This window comes from Lawsonibacter sp. LCP25S3_E2 (assembly GCF_052117285.1).
Taxonomy (GTDB): Bacteria; Bacillota; Clostridia; order Oscillospirales; family Oscillospiraceae; genus Lawsonibacter.
Genome location: NZ_JBQKJL010000001.1, coordinates 381957 through 399479 on the forward strand (window position 1 = coordinate 381957; position 17523 = coordinate 399479).

At 61.2% G+C, this 17523-nt stretch carries 16 protein-coding genes; 12 read left to right on the forward strand and 4 right to left on the reverse strand.

The window, feature by feature from the left end; all coding sequences use genetic code 11:
- Positions 1–10: 10 nt before the first annotated feature.
- Positions 11–403, reverse strand: coding sequence for a zinc ribbon domain-containing protein (locus tag ACTQ3R_RS01995; protein WP_441777368.1), 393 nt, complete (start codon positions 401–403; stop codon positions 11–13).
- Between the two features lie 253 nt (positions 404–656).
- Here ACTQ3R_RS01995 and ACTQ3R_RS02000 point away from each other — a divergent pair, with 253 nt between their 5' ends.
- The 4 genes from ACTQ3R_RS02000 (at position 657) to argB (ending at position 6324) form a co-directional block, all read left to right on the forward strand.
- The gene (locus tag ACTQ3R_RS02000; protein WP_441777367.1) at positions 657–1724 is read left to right on the forward strand and encodes an alanine racemase; all 1068 of its coding nucleotides are present in this window, start codon (positions 657–659) and stop codon (positions 1722–1724) included.
- A 57-nt stretch (positions 1725–1781) separates the two neighbouring features.
- Positions 1782–3002 (forward strand): carboxylate--amine ligase, encoded by a 1221-nt coding sequence (locus tag ACTQ3R_RS02005; protein WP_441777366.1) that lies wholly within the window; start codon positions 1782–1784, stop codon positions 3000–3002.
- Between the two features lie 229 nt (positions 3003–3231).
- Positions 3232–3948: an aspartate/glutamate racemase family protein gene (locus ACTQ3R_RS02010; protein ID WP_441777365.1), complete on the forward strand. Its 717-nt coding sequence runs from the start codon at positions 3232–3234 to the stop codon at positions 3946–3948.
- Between the two features lie 12 nt (positions 3949–3960).
- On the forward strand, positions 3961–6324 hold the full coding sequence (gene argB / locus ACTQ3R_RS02015) for an acetylglutamate kinase (RefSeq protein ID WP_441777364.1): 2364 nt from the start codon (positions 3961–3963) through the stop codon (positions 6322–6324).
- 124 nt (positions 6325–6448) lie between these two features.
- Here argB and ACTQ3R_RS02020 read toward each other — a convergent pair whose 3' ends face one another.
- Genes ACTQ3R_RS02020 through ACTQ3R_RS02030 form a run of 3 tightly spaced genes read right to left on the reverse strand, consistent with a single transcriptional unit; the run spans position 6449 to position 9595 of the window.
- On the reverse strand, positions 6449–8350 hold the full coding sequence (locus ACTQ3R_RS02020; RefSeq protein ID WP_441777363.1) for a hypothetical protein: 1902 nt from the start codon (positions 8348–8350) through the stop codon (positions 6449–6451).
- The gene (locus ACTQ3R_RS02025; protein ID WP_441777362.1) at positions 8325–9227 is read right to left on the reverse strand and encodes an ABC transporter ATP-binding protein; all 903 of its coding nucleotides are present in this window, start codon (positions 9225–9227) and stop codon (positions 8325–8327) included. The genes ACTQ3R_RS02020 and ACTQ3R_RS02025 overlap by 26 nt, the downstream gene beginning before the upstream one ends.
- Complete coding sequence (locus ACTQ3R_RS02030) at positions 9224–9595, reverse strand: GntR family transcriptional regulator (RefSeq protein WP_441777361.1); 372 nt, start codon at positions 9593–9595, stop codon at positions 9224–9226. Before ACTQ3R_RS02030 ends, ACTQ3R_RS02025 begins: the two co-directional genes overlap by 4 nt.
- A gap of 257 nt (positions 9596–9852) precedes the next feature.
- On the opposite strand from ACTQ3R_RS02030, the gene proC reads away from it, so the two are divergent.
- The 8 genes from proC (at position 9853) to ACTQ3R_RS02070 (ending at position 17373) form a co-directional block, all read left to right on the forward strand.
- Positions 9853–10662, forward strand: coding sequence for a pyrroline-5-carboxylate reductase (gene proC, locus ACTQ3R_RS02035; RefSeq protein ID WP_441777360.1), 810 nt, complete (start codon positions 9853–9855; stop codon positions 10660–10662).
- Positions 10663–10704: 42 nt separating this feature from the next.
- Entirely contained in the window at positions 10705–11484 is a 780-nt protein-coding gene (gene proB, locus ACTQ3R_RS02040) for a glutamate 5-kinase (RefSeq protein WP_441777359.1), read from the forward strand.
- 1 nt (position 11485) lies between these two features.
- Complete coding sequence (locus ACTQ3R_RS02045; RefSeq protein ID WP_441777358.1) at positions 11486–12742, forward strand: glutamate-5-semialdehyde dehydrogenase; 1257 nt, start codon at positions 11486–11488, stop codon at positions 12740–12742.
- 91 nt (positions 12743–12833) lie between these two features.
- A complete protein-coding gene (locus ACTQ3R_RS02050; protein ID WP_441777357.1) occupies positions 12834–13334 on the forward strand; it encodes an HD domain-containing protein in 501 nt (166 codons plus the stop codon).
- Between the two features lie 195 nt (positions 13335–13529).
- Positions 13530–14213 (forward strand): DapH/DapD/GlmU-related protein, encoded by a 684-nt coding sequence (locus ACTQ3R_RS02055; RefSeq protein WP_441777356.1) that lies wholly within the window; start codon positions 13530–13532, stop codon positions 14211–14213.
- Positions 14214–14312: 99 nt separating this feature from the next.
- Positions 14313–15296 carry a ribose-phosphate pyrophosphokinase gene (locus tag ACTQ3R_RS02060; RefSeq protein WP_441777355.1) on the forward strand — a complete coding sequence of 328 codons (984 nt, stop codon included), beginning with the start codon at positions 14313–14315 and terminating at the stop codon, positions 15294–15296.
- Between the two features lie 78 nt (positions 15297–15374).
- On the forward strand, positions 15375–15968 hold the full coding sequence (gene pth, locus ACTQ3R_RS02065) for an aminoacyl-tRNA hydrolase (RefSeq protein ID WP_441777354.1): 594 nt from the start codon (positions 15375–15377) through the stop codon (positions 15966–15968).
- Positions 15969–16113: 145 nt separating this feature from the next.
- Positions 16114–17373 (forward strand): acetyl-CoA C-acetyltransferase, encoded by a 1260-nt coding sequence (locus tag ACTQ3R_RS02070; RefSeq protein WP_441777353.1) that lies wholly within the window; start codon positions 16114–16116, stop codon positions 17371–17373.
- Positions 17374–17523: the final 150 nt, after the last annotated feature.

The window sequence follows — 17523 nt, forward strand, 5'->3', positions numbered from 1 at the left end:
TTTTTCCTCCTTAAAGTGCCTGGCCGCAGGTGCGGCAGAATTTGTCGCCCTTCCCGCAGGGAGCGCCGCATGCGGGACAGGTCTGGGCCTGGCGCAGGTCTGCGATCCGGGCCTTTACCTCGGCAATTCTCTCTGCAAGCTCATCTGCTTTTATAAGAAGCTGGGTCACCGGGTCACCCTCAGGGGCCTGCCCCTTGTGGGTGTCGTACATCACCTGGCCCAGCTGGCGCATAACCTCGTTATAGTCCCCGTTCAGGTCAAACAGCTGCACATTGAGCTTGGCCACATCCACCATCTGGCCGGCCTTTTTTCCGGCCACACGGGCGGTGTCAGCGGCGGCATCCGCCGCCACGCTGGCGGTTCCCCGGATTCGGTCCAGCAGATCCTTTACCTTGTCGTCCATACCTGCGCGCTCCTTTCCAGTATTCAAATTTTCCTTATAATTTCACCAAGTGTGGATATATTTTACACCAACCGCCCCTGGAATGCAACCGAAACCGGGCTGGAGACGGCCAGGCCCACCTTTTTCATTGCTATTTCCCCCAATGGGTGGTAAAATAAAGTGATATGGTATGTCGTGAAGGTACACGCGCTTTGGGAATGCAGGAACCAAATTGGATCGGAACCATCCCGAGATAAAAAAAGGGGGCCTTTTTATGCGCAAGCTGATCATTGACAAGTCGGCGGTGAAGCACAACCTCTCCGTCATTAAGGACCGGGCCGCGGGGGCGGCCATCTTTGGGGTGCTCACCGGCGACGGGGGTGGAGCGGGCATCGTCCCCCTGGCTCAGCTGCTGCGCGCGGAGGGCATCGGCCGGTTTGCCGTGTCTGAGGTCAAAGAGGCCGAGAAGCTTCGCCAGGCGGGCTTTGTGGACGAGGAGATTTTAATGCTCCGCTCCACCACCGACCGGGAGGAGTTGGAGCGGCTGGTGGACCTGAATGTAGTGTGCACCATCTCCTCGGTGGACACGGGCATGGCCCTCAACGCCCTGGCGGAAAACCGCTCCACCGTGGTGGACGCCCACATCCAGGTGGACACGGGCATGGGATTCGGCGGCTTTCTGGTCAGCGAGCCGGAGAAGATCCTGCTGGCCTACCGCTCCCTGCCCAACGTGGCCCTTTCCGGCATTTACACCCAGCTTCACGCCGCCAAGCTCAAGGACGCCCAGGCCCAGCAGCAGCTGGAGCAGTTCTCCCAGGTGCTGGATGTCATTCACAAGGCCGGGTTTGAGACGGGCCTTGTACACGCGGCGGGCTCCTTCGCCCTGCTTCACAACGACGGCGCCCGGCTGGACGCGGTGCGGGCGGGCTCGGCCATCCTGGGCCGGTGCCGGCGCACCAAGGATGACCGGCTGAAAACCGTGGGCTATGGGGAGGTCCCCCTGGCGGAGGTGCGGTGGCTGCCCAAGGGCCACATCATCGGCACCGACCGGCCCATCGTCCTGAGAAAGCCCACCCGTGTGGCGGTGCTCCCCGTGGGCTACCAGAACGGCTACGGAGTCACCCGTCCCAGAGAGAGCGGCTTCTGGGCCTTTTTCCACGCCTGGCGCCGGAACAAACACCGCACCGTGCGCATCGGCGACCAGCGGGCCAAGCTCCTGGGCCCCATCGGGGCAGGGGAGACCCTGCTGGACGTGACCAACCTGAAGTGCTCCAGCGGCGATTTGGCCATTTTCGACCTGGACCCCCTGTTTGCCAAGGGCTGCCAGATTGAATACCGATAAGCTTTCACAGGTCCCATCCTGTATGACAACTACTACAACAAAGGAAGTTATTCTGTTATGAATCAAGCCCTTCCCTTCCAGCCCCTTCTCTTCGGCGGCGACATCAACGTATACAGCGTGGCCCGTGCCTTTCACGAGGCCTATGGGGTGCGCTCCATTGCCTTTGGCAAATACCCCTCCTTTCCCTGCCACGGCAGCGCCATCATTGACTACCGGGTGTGCCCGGAAAACGAGGATATGGATGCCTTCCGCCGGAATGTAGAGGCGGTTTCCCGGGAGTTTCCGGATAAGAAAATCCTCCTGCTGGGCTGCGGGGACAGCTATGTCCAGCTGGCGGCCCACTGCAAGGACAACCTGCCGGACAATGTCATTGCCCCCTACATTGACGGGGAACTGCTGGACACCCTGATCAACAAGGAGAAGTTCTATGAGCTGTGCGACCAGCACGGGGTGGATCACCCAGCTACCTTCATTTACGACAAGTCCATGGGCCACGACTTCTCCCTTCCCTGGGGGCCGCCCTACATCGCCAAGCCTGCGGACTCTGTGGCCTACTGGGCCTGCGGCGACCACTCCCTGGCCAAGGTGTACATCTGCCAGAGCTGGGAGGAGCTGCTTGAAAGCCTGGACCATGTCTACGCCGCCGGCTACGCCGACCACATGGTGCTCCAGGAGTTTATTCCCGGAGACGACAGCTACATGCGGGTACTGACCAACTACTCCGACCACAATGGCAAGGTGAAGCTCATGTGCCTGGGCCACGTGCTTCTGGAAGAGCACTCCCCCCACGGCATCGGCAACCACGCCGTCATCATCACCGATCACGATGAGGCCCTGGAGGAGAACATCAAAGCCCTGCTGGAAAGCCTCCACTTTGTGGGCTTCTCCAACTTTGACATCAAGTACGACCGCCGGGACGGCAAGTACAAGGCCTTTGAGATCAACTGCCGCCAGGGCCGGAGCAACTACTATGTCACCGGGGCGGGGCACAACATCGCAAAGCTGGTGGTGGAGGACTATGTGGAGGGGAAGGAGCTTCCCTTCCGCATGACCAAAAACCGCTCCCTGTGGCGGATGGTGCCCCGGAAGGTGGCCTTCAAGTTTACCCCCAAGAAGTACCACCCGGAGATGCGCGCCCTCATCAAGGCAGGGGCGGACTGCCACTCCCTGGTCTACTCCGGGGACAGCTCTCTGAAGCGCCGGATTCGGGTGTGGAAAAACCACCTGGGCAACATCAAGCGCTTTGACCAATACAACAAGGTACCCAGCGAGGATTAAACTATGAACAAACGTCTCGGCGTCCTGGGCGGCATGGGGCCCCGCGTCGTCGCGGGCTTCCTATCCCTCCCTTTGCCCTGACGGGCAAAGCTCGCTCACTGCGCCGCTCCTCCTTTCCAAATGGAACCCGCTTCGCTGGGCTTCCATTTGGGGGCGGCTGTGCCGCCTTTTGCGTGGCCTGTGGCCCCCTTTTGGGAGAAACAAAACCCTCTCTTTAAATGGTGATACTATGAACAAACGTCTCGGCGTCCTGGGCGGCATGGGGCCCCAGGCCACCAACACCTTTTATCAATTTGTCATCGACCGCACCGATGCCCGCACCGACCAGGAGCATGTCAACGCCCTGATCCTCTCGGACAGCGACATGCCCGACCGCACCGCCGCCATTTTGGGCAGCGAGAAGGCCCGGCAGGCGGTCTATGAGCGCCTGCTCTCCGACGCCCGGCTGCTGGAGTCGGCAGGCTGCACCGCCATCGCGGTGCCCTGCAACACCTCCCACTTTTTTCTGGACCGGGTGCAGGAGCAGATCTCCATCCCCATCCTCCATATGATCCGGGAGACTGCCAAGCTGCTGGCCGCCCAGGGCTACAAACGCCCAGGCATCCTGGCCACCGACGGAACCATCCAGACCGGACTATACCAAAAGGAATTTTCTGCTGTGGGAATACAGGCTGTCATTCCTTCTCCCCAGGCCCAGGAGCTGGTCATGTCTCTCATTTACGACGACATTAAAGCCGGGCGGGACGGCGACCCCCAAAAATTTGCCGACATCCATCAGGACCTGCTCAGTCAGGGCTGCGACTGCGGGGTGCTGGCCTGCACAGAGCTGTCCGTCTTTGCCGACAAGCACCACCTGCCTCCCTTCTACACCGACGCCATGGCCGTGCTGGCCGAGCGGGCCGTCCAGGCCTGCGGCAAGCCCCTGCGCCATATTTTCATCAAATAAAAGAGGTGCCCTATGGTACACACACTGAAGGAATATCTCGCCCTGCTGGAGAAAGAGAACCTGCTCTCCGCCCCCATTTCCCCGGAAATGGACCAAAATTCCCCCATTGCCCTGGTCTCTTACGACTCCCGTGAGGTGGTGCCCGGCACCCTGTTTCTCTGCAAGGGCGCCCACTTCAAGCCGGAATTTCTGGACATGGCACGGGAGAAGGGGGCCATTGCCTATGTGAGCGAAACCCCCTATCCCCAGGCGGGACTGCCGGGCATTTTGGTCCATGACATGCGCCGGACCATTGCCCCCCTGGCCGACCTCTTCTACGACCACCCCTCCGGGCGGTTAAAGGTCATCGGCCTTACAGGCACCAAGGGCAAATCCTCCACCGCCTATTACCTGAAGTATATTCTGGACGAGTATATGGCGGAAAAAGGGGGGCAGGAGAGCGGCATCGTCTCCTCCATCGACACCTACGACGGGGTGGAGCGCTTTGAGTCCCACCTGACCACCCCCGAGCCTCTGGAGCTCCAGCGCCACTTTGCCCACGGAGCCCAGTCGGGGATGGAGTACCTCACCATGGAGGTGTCCAGCCAGGCCCTGAAGTACCACCGCTCCCTGTGTACCGACTTTGCCGCCACCTGCTTCCTCAACATCGGCTACGACCACATTTCCCCCATTGAGCACCCGGACTTTGAGGACTACTTCTCCTCCAAGCTGAAGATCTTTGCCCAGGGGGCCGTCAACTGCGTCAACCTGGACTGCGAACACGCCGACCGGATCCTGGCCGCAGCCCAGGGGGCCGGAAAGCCGGTCTATACCTTCTCTCAGAAAAACGAGCAGGCAGACGTCTACGCCTCCCAGGTGCGCAAGCGGGGCAACGACATTCTCTTCCGGGTGCGCACCCGCCGCTTTTTCCGGGAGTTCCGGCTGACCATGCCGGGCCTGTTCAATGTGGAAAACGCCCTGGCCGCCATCGCCGTGTGCGAGGGGCTCCAGATCCCCGAGCGGTGCATCTATGTGGGCCTGATGAAGGCCCGTGTCCCCGGACGGATGGAGGTCTACTCCAACGCCGACGACACAGTCATCGCCATTGTGGATTACGCCCACAACCGCATGAGCTTTGAGACCCTGTTCCGCTCTGTCCAGGCGGAGTACCCCGGCCGCCGGGTGGTCACGGTCTTTGGCTGCCCCGGCAAAAAGGCCCTGGACCGGCGAAAGGATCTGGGGGAGATCTCGGGCAAGTACTCCGACCTTGTCATCCTCACCGAGGAGGACAGCGGGGAGGAGGACACCCTGGACATCTGCCGGTGGATTTCCCAGTATGTGGCAAAGGAAAACTGTGAATATTCCATCGAGCCCAACCGGGGAGAGGCCATCCGCCAGGCCATTCTGGGCTGCCATGCGCCCTCCGTCCTGCTTATCACCGGCAAGGGGGCAGAGACCCGCCAGAAGCGGGGCAACCAGTATATCGACACTCCCTCGGACGTGGACTATGTCCACACCTTCCTCCAGGAATACGACGTGCAGCACGGCCTGGACGGCATGGAGAAGGTGCGAAACCTGCTGTCCATTCTCCCCATCCTCAAGCGCCACGAGGGAAAGACCGTGGTGGTGAAATACGGCGGCTCGGCCATCGGGGCAGCGTCCGACCAGGACACCACCCTCCAGGACGTGGCCGCCCTGCGGATGGTGGGCATGCGGGTGGTGCTGGTCCACGGAGGCGGCAAGCACATTACCGCCCTTTTGGACAAGCTCCAGGTACCCACCCACTTTGTAAACGGCTACCGCTACACCGATGAAACCACCCTGGAGACCGCCGAGCTGGCCCTGTCCGCCCAGGTGAACAAGGCCATCGTGGCCGACCTGGCCCGGCTGGAGGTGTCCGGCGTGGGGATCTCCGGCAAGGACGGCAGTCTCATCACCGCCGCGGTGAAGGACCCCGCTCTGGGACGGGTGGGGGAGATCACCAAAGTCAATCCCAAGGTATTAAATACCCTTCTGGACGCGGACTTTGTTCCCGTCGTCTCTCCCATCGCTCTGGGTGAGGACGGGGGGAGCCTCAACTGCAACGCCGACGATGCCGCCCGTGCGGTGGCCGAGGCCCTGGGGGCCGAGCACCTGGTATTCCTCACCGACGTGGGAGGTATCCTCATCGACAGCCACAACAGCAAAACCGCGGTGGACCGCATGGACATCAAGCGGGCGGAGGAGCTCATCGATGCCGGGCTCATTGCCGGGGGCATGGCCCCCAAGGTCCGGGGCTGCGTCCACGCCATCCGCGCCGGGGTAGGGGAGGTCTCCATCCTGGACGGCCGGGGGGAGCATGCCCTGCTGCTGCACATGCTGGGCCAGCGCTCGGCAGGTACTACCATCATCGGATAAATCCCATGGAAACAGCGGCAAAATGAAATTTTATTCTGCCGCCTGCGGGCGTCAGAACTCCTTGCAGCAGGACTTTTCAATAGGCTTAAAAAAACGGATGGCGTTTGCCATCCGTTTTTTTGCCTTAATTGTCGTGGAAGAGCCGATAACCCCCATTGGGCAATCCCATCTCCTCCAGGCAGGCCAGAGTGTGCTTTGCCTGGGGCGTGACGGCAATGGTGCATTCCTCATAGAGGATGGACTTGGAGCCCTCCCGGTCTGAGGTGGGGCTTCTGCTATCCGTCTCAAAAACCCAGGTAAACTCCAGCTTCGGGTTCATGTCGCCCTGGCCGGGGTCGGTGAAGAGGGTGTGTACGCCGATGTTCCCTTCCTCAAAGTCCAGACGCACCGCCTCCCACAGCTTGCGCAGATCGGCAAGGGACTGGTCCTCCAGGAAGAGGGTCCCAAAGTACTCCTCCTTCTCCTGCCAGACATCCACCAGATAGGTCTGGGTAAGCTGGCCCTGCTCATAGTAGTCAAAGTTATACATCTGCTCGATGAGCTCCCGGTCCTCCAGCATCCCCTGGGCCCAGCCGGTGAGGGTATCCGGATCCTGGAGCTCGTCTTTGTAGACCGGAATGCTGGTATAATTTCGGCTGATGGTGGAACCGTTTTTCAGGGTGTAGTCGATATTGAAATAGATATAGTCGTCCCCACCCACCTGCTGGGCCCGGCCTTTCTCCTCCACAGCCTTCTGATGGAGCTGGGTGACCATTTCAATCAGCCGGGGGTCGCTGGTGTTGTCAAAATGCAGCCGCCCGTCATCATAGGGGTAACCGATGTCCCCGTAGAAGTAGACCTTTTCCACACTGTCCACACTGGGTACCCGCTTCTCCACCCCAAACAGGTCGAAAACGCACACCGCACACAAAAGGCCCATCACCGCCACGGCGGCCACGCCGCCCTTCCAGGCCTTCCACACCCGGAAGGACTTTTTCAGCAGCATTTCGGCGGCAAAGTAGCCCACCGCCGTCCAAAGGAGCACGCAGACAATCAGCCCCGTGGGGGGATCGTTGCGCCAGTTGAAAAAGCTTGCCGTAAATACGCCCAGGCAAAGGCCGGAGCACAGGGCCACACCATACTTGAAGATGGGCCGCACCACCTTCACCGACACCACATCGCCCGCACTCTCCACATGGCGGCGGCGGTAGACGCTGAGGGCCGCCAGGGCGAACAGCACGCCCACCCCGGCATAGACCGCCACCATGGTGGGGGAGGCCAGGTGCCAATCTTCTACCGTCATCGTACGATCAGAAAAGCTGGTCAATTCCCACCGGCAGGCCTCGCTCAGGGCATAGACCGGAGTGCAGCAGGTCACCCAGAAGTTGTAGTAGCTGGCGTTATATCCGTAAAAGAACTGCCGCAGGAGCATGGTCACCAGATAGTAAACCACATAGACCAATCCGTTGAAAATCAGGTAAAAGGCGGGCAGGGCCAGGATGTGCCCGGTAAACATGGCGCAGAAGCTGGCAAAGGAGAAGAAGAAGATGCACACCCCCGCCTGGATCAGCAGCGCCACCCCCAGGCTGGGGACGGTGAGCGCCCACTGTCCCGAGGGGATCAGGATCAGCTCTGCCGCCAGGGTAATGACCCCTACTGCCGCCAGGGGCAGCAGCAGGAAGGACAGGCCCGCCAGATACTGGGTGATAAAGAGGCTCTCCCGCCGCAGGGGCAGGGCGTGCATCATGCAGGCAGAGCGGGTGGAGTAGAGATACCCGAACACCGCCATGGCCGCCAGCACCCCGAAGGCGCAGGCCAGCCACACCCCCGGAGTCAGCAGCTCACCCAGCCGCTGGGCATCCTGATAGATGCTCTGCCGGGCCTCTCCCATGCTTCCACTCCAGCGCAGAATCTCAAAGTAGTTGTTGAGCATACGCAGGGGAATCAGGAACATCCAAATGAGGCCCCACAGCCCCCACAGGGGCCAGAACCGGGCCAGGGACTTGCGGTACAGGGTTCCATTAAAGCACGATGTCCCGAACGCCATAGTCCTCACCTCCCATTTCATAAATAAAGATCTCCTCCAGACTCAGGGGCAGCGCCTCCATGAGAATGGGGTTATATTGCGCCATACGCTTGCGGATGTCCGCAGGATTGCCCCGGACGATGAGGGTATAGACCCTCCCCACCTGAGTGGTGTGGAGCAGGTTCAGATCCTCCGGCAGCTGGGGCAGCTGGCCGTCGGCAAAGGCGATCTGCAGCTTGACCACATTGTCCTGAAGGTCGGTAAGGGAGCGCTCCAGCAGCACCTTTCCGTGGGACAGCACCCCCACATGGTCACACACGTCCTCCAGCTCCCGCAGGTTGTGGGAGGACACCAGCACCGTGGTCCCCCGCTGGGACACGTCGCCCATAAGCAGGGACCACACCTGGCGGCGCATCACCGGGTCCAGGCCGTCCACCGGCTCATCCAGCACCAGCACCTCAGGATTGCAGCACAGAGTGAGCCAAAAGGCGCTCTGCTTCTGCATGCCTTTGCTGAGGCGGCGGATGGGCTGCTTTTCATCCACCTCGGGGAAGGCCTCCTTCAGGGCCTCGTAGCGCTTGTTGTCAAACTGGGGATAGAGCCCCCGGTAAAAATGCATCATATCCCGTGTGGTGGCGGAAGTAAAGTAGTAGAGCTCGTCGGGAATGGCGGCGATCTTTGCCTTCACCGCCGGGTTTTCATACACCGGCTGCCCATCCACCAGCACCGACCCGGAATCCGGGCGGTAGATGCCCATAATGTGACGGAGAATGGTGGATTTTCCCGCTCCGTTGGGGCCCACCAGACCGTAGATGGAACCCTTCTCCGCATGCATGCTGAGCCCGTCCAGGGCCCGGAACCCATCAAAGGTCTTGACCACATTGTTGACCTGTATCATCCGTTTTTTCCTCCCTCCAAACGGCCGATCCTGCCGCGCAGCTCCTGGCCCTTGACCCCCAAAAACAGCAGCTCCGCCGCCGCCTGGTCAAAGACCCGGTATAGCTCGGTGCGCCGTCCTTCATCCACTCCCGTATTGGGGGCGGCAAAGGAGCCCTTCCCCGGCACGGAATAGACATATCCCTCCGCCTCCAGGGCCTCATAGGCCCGCTGGATGGTGTTGGGGTTGATGGCCAGCGTCCCGGCCATGGTCCGCACGGAGGGAAGCTTTTCCCCCTCCCGGATGACGCCGGTGACCATCAGACGGCGCAGCCCGTCTTTCACCTGCTCGTAAATGGGTCGGGCATCCCGATAATCCAAATGGAGCATGGTTTCCTCCTCTCTCCGGGATTTCCCGGTTTTACGCGCTCCGCCCACAAAGGTGGAGCGAACTGTACTAGCTGTATTAGTACACATAGTATATTTCATCCCGGCGGCAAATGCCATTAAGGTTTTCTTAAGGTTTTCTTATCTTTTTCTTCCCACATCTTTAACTTCCCCTTCTCCCCAATCCTGTGATACAATAGCCCTAATCTCAAAATGATTTGCCGCCCACCTGCGGGGAAGCGGCAGTAGGAGGATTTGCCATGTACAACTGCATTGGTTTCATCGGTACCGGGAACATGGGCAGCGCCATTGCCACCGCCGCCGCCAAAAGCGGCCTGGCCGGGCGTATTCTGCTCTCTAACCGCACCCCGGCCAAAGCCCAGGCTCTGGCCCAGGAGCTGCCTGGGGGAGGGGAGGCGGCGGACAATGCCGCCGTGGCCCAGGAGTGCCAGCTCATCTTCCTGGGGGTCAAGCCCCAGATGATGGCCGGGATGCTGGAAGGCATCGCCCCCATCCTGGAGCAGCGCCGGGACCGTTTCATCCTGGTGACCATGGCCGCCAGCCTCACCTGTGAAAAGATCCGGGCCCTGGCCGGGGGAAACTATCCCGTCATCCGCATGATGCCCAACACTCCCAGCGCTCTGGGCGTGGGGGTGGTCCAGTACTGCGGCCTGGACGTCACCCAGGAGGAGCTGGACGCCTTTGCCGCCCTTATGGCCCCGGCGGGGCTCATCGACCCGGTGCCGGAGTCCCTCATTGACGCCTCCAGCGCTGTGTCCGGCTGCGGTCCGGCCTTTGCCTACCTCTTTTTAGAAGCTCTGGCCGACGGCGGAGTGGCCTGCGGCCTGCCACGGGACAAGGCCCTGCGCTACGCCGCCCAGATGGCGGCGGGGGCGGCCCAGATGGTGCTGGAGAGCGGCAAGCACCCCGGCGCGCTGAAAGACGCGGTGTGCTCTCCCGGCGGCACCACCATCCAGGGGGTGCGTATCCTGGAGCAGCGGGGCTTCCGGGCGGCCGCCATGGACGCGGTCATTGCCGCCTATGAGAAAACCCTGGCCCTGGCCAAGTAAAAATCTCCTTATCTTCGATCAAACACACAGGGGGTTTCGTTTATGAGAATTGTGGTGAAGGTGGGCACCTCCACCCTGGCCCACGCCACCGGGCGGCTGAACATCCGCCATGTGGAGGAGCTGGTCAAGGTGCTCTCCGATCTGAAAAATGCGGGCCATGAGATGATCCTGGTCTCCTCCGGGGCCATCGGCATGGGGGTGGGCAAGCTGAACCTCCCCGGCCGGCCCGCCGACATGCCCACCAAGCAGGCCGCCGCCGCCGTGGGCCAGTGCGAGCTCATGTACACCTATGATAAGCTTTTTGCCCAGTATAACCACACCGTGGCCCAGATCCTCCTCACCAGTGAGGACGTGGACCACCCCGACCGGCGGCAGAACTTTGAAAACACCATGGCCCGGCTGCTGGAGCTGGGCGCGCTGCCCGTCATCAACGAAAACGACACCATCGCCACCGAGGAGATCAAGGTGGGGGACAACGACACCCTGGGGGCCATTGTGGCCTGCTCCGTGAAGGCCGATCTGCTGGTGCTCCTCTCCGACATTGAGGGGCTCTACACCGCCGACCCCCGGAAGGACCCCACCGCCCGGCTCATCCCCATGGTGGAGGAGGTCACCCCCGAAGTGGAGGCCCTGGCCGGGGGCGTGGGCTCCAGCCTGGGCACCGGCGGCATGGCCACCAAGCTCCGGGCCGCCAAGATGGTCACCGCCGCCGGGTGCGACATGGTGATCACCAACGGAGAACATCCCGATCGCCTTTATGACATTGCCGAGGGCAAGGCCGTGGGCACCCGGTTTTTGTCCAGGAACAAGGAGGGAATCTGACATGACCACACAGGAACTTCTTTTGCAGGCAAAGGGAGCCAAGGGGGCCATGGCCCTGGCCGACACCGCGGCCAAAAACCAGGCCCTGCTGGCCATGGCGGATGCCCTCGTAGCCCATGAGAGCGCCATTTTAGCCGCCAATACCCTGGACCTGGAGGCGGCCCGTGGGACCATCTCTGCTGTCATGCTGGACCGCCTGGCCCTCAGCCCCCAACGCATCGCCGGTATGGCCCAGGGCATTCGGGAGGTGGCCGCCCTGCCCGACCCGGTGGGGGAGGTACGAAGCCGGGTACAGCGGCCCAACGGCCTGGTCATTGAAAAAACTGCCGCCCCCATGGGGGTCATTGCCATCATCTACGAGTCCCGGCCCAACGTCACCTCCGACGCCGCCGCCCTGGCCCTGAAGGCAGGAAGCGCCTGTGTGCTGCGCAGCGGCAAGGAGGCCCACCGCTCCGCCGCCGCCATTGTAGACGCCCTGAAGGAGGGCCTTACTCAGGCCGGCCTGCCCGCCGCTGCCCTCCAGCTGGTGGAGGACACCTCCCGCGCCTCCGCCAACGAGCTGATGGCCGCACGGGGCCTCATTGACCTGCTCATCCCCCGTGGGGGCGCGGGTCTCATCCGGGCCTGTGTGGACAACGCCGCCGTCCCGGTGCTGGAGACGGGCACGGGCATCTGCCACATCTATGTGGACCGCTATGCCGACCTGGACATGGCCCTGGCCATTGTGGAAAACGCCAAGTGCTCCCGGCCCAGCGTGTGCAACGCCGCCGAGGTATGCCTGGTGGAGCGCTCCATTGCCGGGGAGTTCCTGCCCCGGCTTCATAAGCGCCTGGTGGATGACCGCTGCGCCCAGGGCCTGCCCCCCGTGGAGCTGCGGCTGGACGAAACGGCCGCCGCGATCATTCCCGGAACTCCGGCCGGAGCCCAGGACTTTGACACCGAATTTCTGGACTACATCCTGGCCGTCAAGGTGGTGGACGGGGTGGAGCAGGCGGTTTCCCACATTGCCGAGCACTCCACCGGCCACAGCGAGGCCATTGTGACCGGGGACGAGGCCCGTGCAAAGGCCTTCCTCCGGCAGGTGGACTCCGCCGCCGTCTACTGGAACGCCTCCACCCGCTTTACCGATGGGGGCGAGTTTGGCCTGGGCTGTGAGATGGGCATCTCCACCCAGAAGCTCCACGCCCGCGGACCCCTGGGACTGCAGGAGCTGTGCACCTATCAGTTCCTCATCAAGGGGACGGGACAGACACGGTGAATTTTTAAAAATTTATGAAATGACATTTGAACCACTTTGGTGTAAGATGAAGATAGAACAATGGGCTTGCGCCCGGAAAGGACTGATTCCAATGAGCCTGAAAATCCGTGAGCATGAATTCTTGGAACTGACCCGCGAACTGTTGGATTCCGACCTAGTGCGGATGATGGGCCGATGGAAACACCACGGTCCCGTCACCACCCTGGATCACTCCCTGTTTGTGGCCTACAATTCCTACCGTGTGGCCCGCTTTCTCCGTCTGGATGCCCATGCCGCCGCACGGGGAGGATTGCTCCATGACCTGTACCTGTACGATTCCAAAGATAAATCCGCCCATCCGGGCAACCAGTGCTTCGACCACCCCCGCTTTGCCGCCCGAAACGCCGCTCGGGTCACCAAACTCACCCGCAAGGAGGAGAATATCATTCTCTCTCACATGTGGCCGCTGGGAGGTGCCCTGCCCCGGTCTCTGGAGGCCTGGCTGGTGGACCTGGTGGACACGGTCTGCGCCGGACTGGAGCTGTCCCGGATCTGCCGCCCCTCCCGCCTGCGGGAGCGCCTGGGGGTACGTCCGCTGACATCTGTCTGCTAAACACAAACAAATGGCCGCCTCTCCCACACAGGGAGGGGCGGTTTTTGCAATATTTCACAGATTTTCACTGGTTATATTTGGTTTCTTGACATTTTGAAAAATTTTGGATTGTCATGGAAAAAGACAAAATAATATGCTATAATGAACACAGTTAATTTTTTGCCCTTTTTCGGGGCGTTTTGATCAGGAGGAACCATGAAAGACTACCAAGCCGCTTTTCAGGCAAAGCGGGAACAGCTGCTTCAGTCCGGCGTTGTGATGATGGACCCTTCCAGCGTCTATGTGGAAGAGGAGGTCACCGTCGGCCCCGGCACCCTGCTGCTGCCCGGCACCATTCTCCGGGGCAAGACCACCGTGGGCGCCAACTGCCAGCTGGGCCCCAACGTGATGCTCACCGACTGCCAGGTGGGGGATAACTGCACCATCAACGCCTCCCAGTGCGAGGAGAGCCAGATTGAGCCGGGCTGCCAGATCGGCCCCTACACCCACATCCGGCCCCACTGTGTGGTGGGGGAGGGCTCCAAAATCGGCGCCTTTGTCCAGCTGAAAAACTGCAACCTGGGCAAGGGGACCAAGATGGCCCATCTCACCTATGTGGGCGACAGCGACGTGGGCGACAACTGCAACTTCGGCTGCGGCACCGTCACCTGCAACTACGACGGCTTCCACAAGCACCGCACCACCATCGGCAGCAACGTCTTTGTGGGCTGCAACACCAATTTCGTTCCCCCGGTGAAGATCGGCGACGGGGCCTTTATCGCCGCCGCCACCACCGTGACCGAGGATATCCCGGTGGACGCCATGGTCATCGGCCGCAGCCGCCAGCAGGTGAAGGAGGGCTGGGCGGCAGCCAACCGGGAGAAAAAAGGAAAAAAGTAACGTTGTGGACAAGATTCCACCGGCAATAGACCCATCCGCATATTTACAATGGGCGGCAGATGCTGCGCCGACCCAAAAAAGATTTGGAGGATTTCAACTATGATTGCACACGGGAAGGACATCAAGGTTTTCACCGGCAATTCCAACCCCAAGCTGGCCAAGGACATCTGCATGGAGCTGGGCATCCCTCTGGGCAACTGCGAGGTAGGCAGCTTCTCTGACGGAGAGAATTTTGCCTCCATCTATGAGACCGTCCGTGGTTCCGACGTGTTCGTCGTCCAGTCCACCTGCTCCTTTGTGAAGGACGGCAAGCCCGGCACCGTCAATGACGCGCTCATGGAGCTGCTCATTATGATCGACGCCCTGAAGCGTGCCTCCGCCGGCCGGATCACCGCTGTGATCCCCTACTTCGGCTATGCCCGTCAGGACCGCAAGACCAAGCCCCGCGATCCCATTTCCGCCAAGCTGGTGGCCAACCTCATTACCCAGGCCGGCGCCGACCGGGTGCTGACCATGGACCTGCACGCCAACCAGATCCAGGGCTTCTTTGACATCCCCGTGGACAACCTGCTGGGCTCCCCCATCTTTGTGGACTACTTCAACCGCAAGTTCAAGGACAACAGCGACGACACCATGGTCGTCTCTCCCGACGTGGGCTCCGTGGCCCGTGCCCGTGCCTTCGCCCAGAAGCTGGGCATGCCTCTGGCCATTGTGGATAAGCGCCGTCAGAAGGCCAACTCCTCTGAGGTCATGAACATCATCGGCGACGTGAAGGACAAGCACGTCATCCTCCTGGACGACATGGTGGACACCGGCGGAAGCCTGTGCCACGCCGCCAAGGCCCTGGTGGAGATCGGCGGCGCCAAGGACGTCACCGCCTGCGCCTCCCACGGTGTGCTCTCCGGCCCCGCCGTCCAGCGCATCACGGACAGTGTCCTCACCGAGGTCATGTTCCTCAACACCATTCCCCCCAGAGAGGGCCTGCAGTGCGACAAGATCAAGTACATCTCCGTGGCTCATATGTTTGCCGAGGCCATCAGCCACATCTACATGGAGACCTCCGTATCTCCTCTGTTCCTGTAAGAACCATTTGATGACGCCAGCACAGGGGCGGGTAGCTTTACCCGCCCCTGTGTTTTAAGCATTAAGCGAGGAAAGACTATGCTGTTTAAAAAAGATTCCGGGGGAGCCGGCTGGCTGCTGGTGTGTCTGGGCAACCCTGGGGACAAGTATGAAAACACCCGGCACAATGTGGGGTTTATGGTAGCCGACGAGATCGCCGAGCGGCAAAGGAAACCCATCCAGAAGCTGAAATTTAAGGCCCTGACCAACCTTTTCACCATTTCCGGGGAAAAGGTGCTGGTGATGAAGCCCATTACCTATATGAACCTGTCCGGGGAGGCCGTGCGCCAGGCCGCGGATTTTTACAAAATTTCCCCTGACCACATCCTGGTGGTCTCGGACGACACGGCCCTGGCCGTGGGCCGGCTGCGCATCCGCCTGAAGGGCTCCGCCGGGGGGCACAACGGCCTGAAAAATATTATCCAGCACCTGGGCACCGACCAGTTCCCCCGTCTGCGGGTGGGGGTGGGGGAGAAGCCCCACCCGGACTATGACCTGGCCGACTGGGTACTGGGCAAGTTCCAGGGGGAGGACAAGAAGGCCATCGATGCCGCCGTCAAACGGGCTGCTGACGCGGTGGAGTGTATCCTCAGTGAGGGCCTGGACCGGGCCATGGGGAAATTCAACGGCTGATTTCCCGGCGCAGGGGCCAATCCTTCCAAAACAAAGAAAATTTTATTGCTTTTTCTTTCACGCTCTGCTATGATGACAGAAAGAGCGGATTAAAATCAGGGCGCTCAGGCCGGGCGCCGTTATCAAACGACTGGAGGTAAACACTATGAAAGACATTTATGTTGTTAGCTGCTGCCGCACCGCCATCGGCTCCTTCGGTGGTTCTCTGAAGGATACTCCCGCTGCTGATCTGGGCGCGGTTGTCATTAAGGAGGCCCTCAATCGGGCCAACGTGAAGCCCGAGCAGGTGGATGAAGTCATGTTCGGTTGTATCCTCACCGCCGGCCTGGGCCAGAACGTGGCCCGCCAGGCCGCCCTGAAGGCCGGTGTGCCCACCTCCGTCCCCGCCTACACCGTGGGCATGGTGTGCGGCTCCGGCATGAAGTCTGTTATTGAGGCCGGCCGTACCATCGCTGCCGGCGACGCCGACATCGTGGTTGCCGGCGGTACCGAGAATATGTCCGCCGCCCCCTATGCCATCCCCGCCGCCCGCTGGGGCGCTCGTATGGGCGACAACAAGATGATGGACACCATGATCAAGGACGGCCTGTGGGACGCTTACAATAACTACCACATGGGCACCACCGCTGAGAACATCTGCGACGTGTGGGGCATCACACGGGAAGAGCTGGACGAGTTCGCCGCCTCCTCCCAGAACAAGGCCGAGGCCGCCCTCAACTCCGGCCGCTTCAACGACGAGATCGTCCCCGTGATGATCAAGAAGAAGAAGGAGACCGTGGAGTTTAAGGTGGACGAGTTCCCCCGCGCCGGCGTCACTCCTGAGAGCATCGCCAAGCTGCGCGGCGCTTTCCCCGTAGGCCCCGAGGGCGTGGAGGACGAGATCGTCCACACCTTTGAGCCCACTCAGATCCACGAGGCCGACGCCAAGAAGCATGTTCAGCGCGTCACCGCCGCCAACGCCTCCGGCATCAACGACGGCGCTGCCGCCATCATCCTGGCCTCCGGCGAGGCTGTGGAGAAGTACGGTCTCAAGCCCATGGCCAAGCTCATTTCCTGGGGCCAGGGCGGCGTGGATCCCAAGATCATGGGTGTGGGTCCCGTTCCCGCTTCCCGCCAGGCCATGGAGAAGGCCGGCCTGAAGATCGAGGACATGGACCTGGTGGAGGCCAACGAGGCCTTTGCCGCCCAGTCCATCGCCGTGGCCCGTGAGCTGGGCTTCGACATGAGCAAGGTCAACGTCAACGGCGGCGCCATCGCCCTGGGTCACCCCGTTGGTGCTTCCGGCGCCCGCATCATCGTCACCCTGCTCCACGAGATGCAAAAGCGTGACGACGCCAAGAAGGGTCTTGCCACCCTGTGCATTGGCGGCGGCATGGGTGTTGCCACCATCTTCGAGAAGTGCTGATCGCTTCCCAATTGATAAAAAAGCGCCCCGGCGAAAGCCCAATGTCACTTAGTTAGCAAGTAAGGAACCTCACAAAGGCAGCACACAGCAAAGCGAAAGCAAGCTGTGTGCTGTCTTTTGCGACATTAGGGCATGACAACAAAGCGGATC

Coding starts and splice junctions, on each gene's coding strand:
- proB (WP_441777359.1), top strand. CDS start 10,705: ATGAGAATTGTGGTGAAGGTGGGCACCTCCACCCTGGCCCACGCCACC.
- argB (WP_441777364.1), top strand. CDS start 3,961: ATGGTACACACACTGAAGGAATATCTCGCCCTGCTGGAGAAAGAGAAC.
- ACTQ3R_RS02005 (WP_441777366.1), top strand. CDS start 1,782: ATGAATCAAGCCCTTCCCTTCCAGCCCCTTCTCTTCGGCGGCGACATC.
- ACTQ3R_RS02060 (WP_441777355.1), top strand. CDS start 14,313: ATGATTGCACACGGGAAGGACATCAAGGTTTTCACCGGCAATTCCAAC.
- ACTQ3R_RS02045 (WP_441777358.1), top strand. CDS start 11,486: ATGACCACACAGGAACTTCTTTTGCAGGCAAAGGGAGCCAAGGGGGCC.
- ACTQ3R_RS02025 (WP_441777362.1), bottom strand. CDS start 9,227: ATGATACAGGTCAACAATGTGGTCAAGACCTTTGATGGGTTCCGGGCC.
- ACTQ3R_RS02055 (WP_441777356.1), top strand. CDS start 13,530: ATGAAAGACTACCAAGCCGCTTTTCAGGCAAAGCGGGAACAGCTGCTT.
- pth (WP_441777354.1), top strand. CDS start 15,375: ATGCTGTTTAAAAAAGATTCCGGGGGAGCCGGCTGGCTGCTGGTGTGT.
- ACTQ3R_RS02050 (WP_441777357.1), top strand. CDS start 12,834: ATGAGCCTGAAAATCCGTGAGCATGAATTCTTGGAACTGACCCGCGAA.
- proC (WP_441777360.1), top strand. CDS start 9,853: ATGTACAACTGCATTGGTTTCATCGGTACCGGGAACATGGGCAGCGCC.
- ACTQ3R_RS02010 (WP_441777365.1), top strand. CDS start 3,232: ATGAACAAACGTCTCGGCGTCCTGGGCGGCATGGGGCCCCAGGCCACC.
- ACTQ3R_RS02070 (WP_441777353.1), top strand. CDS start 16,114: ATGAAAGACATTTATGTTGTTAGCTGCTGCCGCACCGCCATCGGCTCC.
- ACTQ3R_RS02000 (WP_441777367.1), top strand. CDS start 657: ATGCGCAAGCTGATCATTGACAAGTCGGCGGTGAAGCACAACCTCTCC.
- ACTQ3R_RS02020 (WP_441777363.1), bottom strand. CDS start 8,350: ATGGCGTTCGGGACATCGTGCTTTAATGGAACCCTGTACCGCAAGTCC.
- ACTQ3R_RS01995 (WP_441777368.1), bottom strand. CDS start 403: ATGGACGACAAGGTAAAGGATCTGCTGGACCGAATCCGGGGAACCGCC.
- ACTQ3R_RS02030 (WP_441777361.1), bottom strand. CDS start 9,595: ATGCTCCATTTGGATTATCGGGATGCCCGACCCATTTACGAGCAGGTG.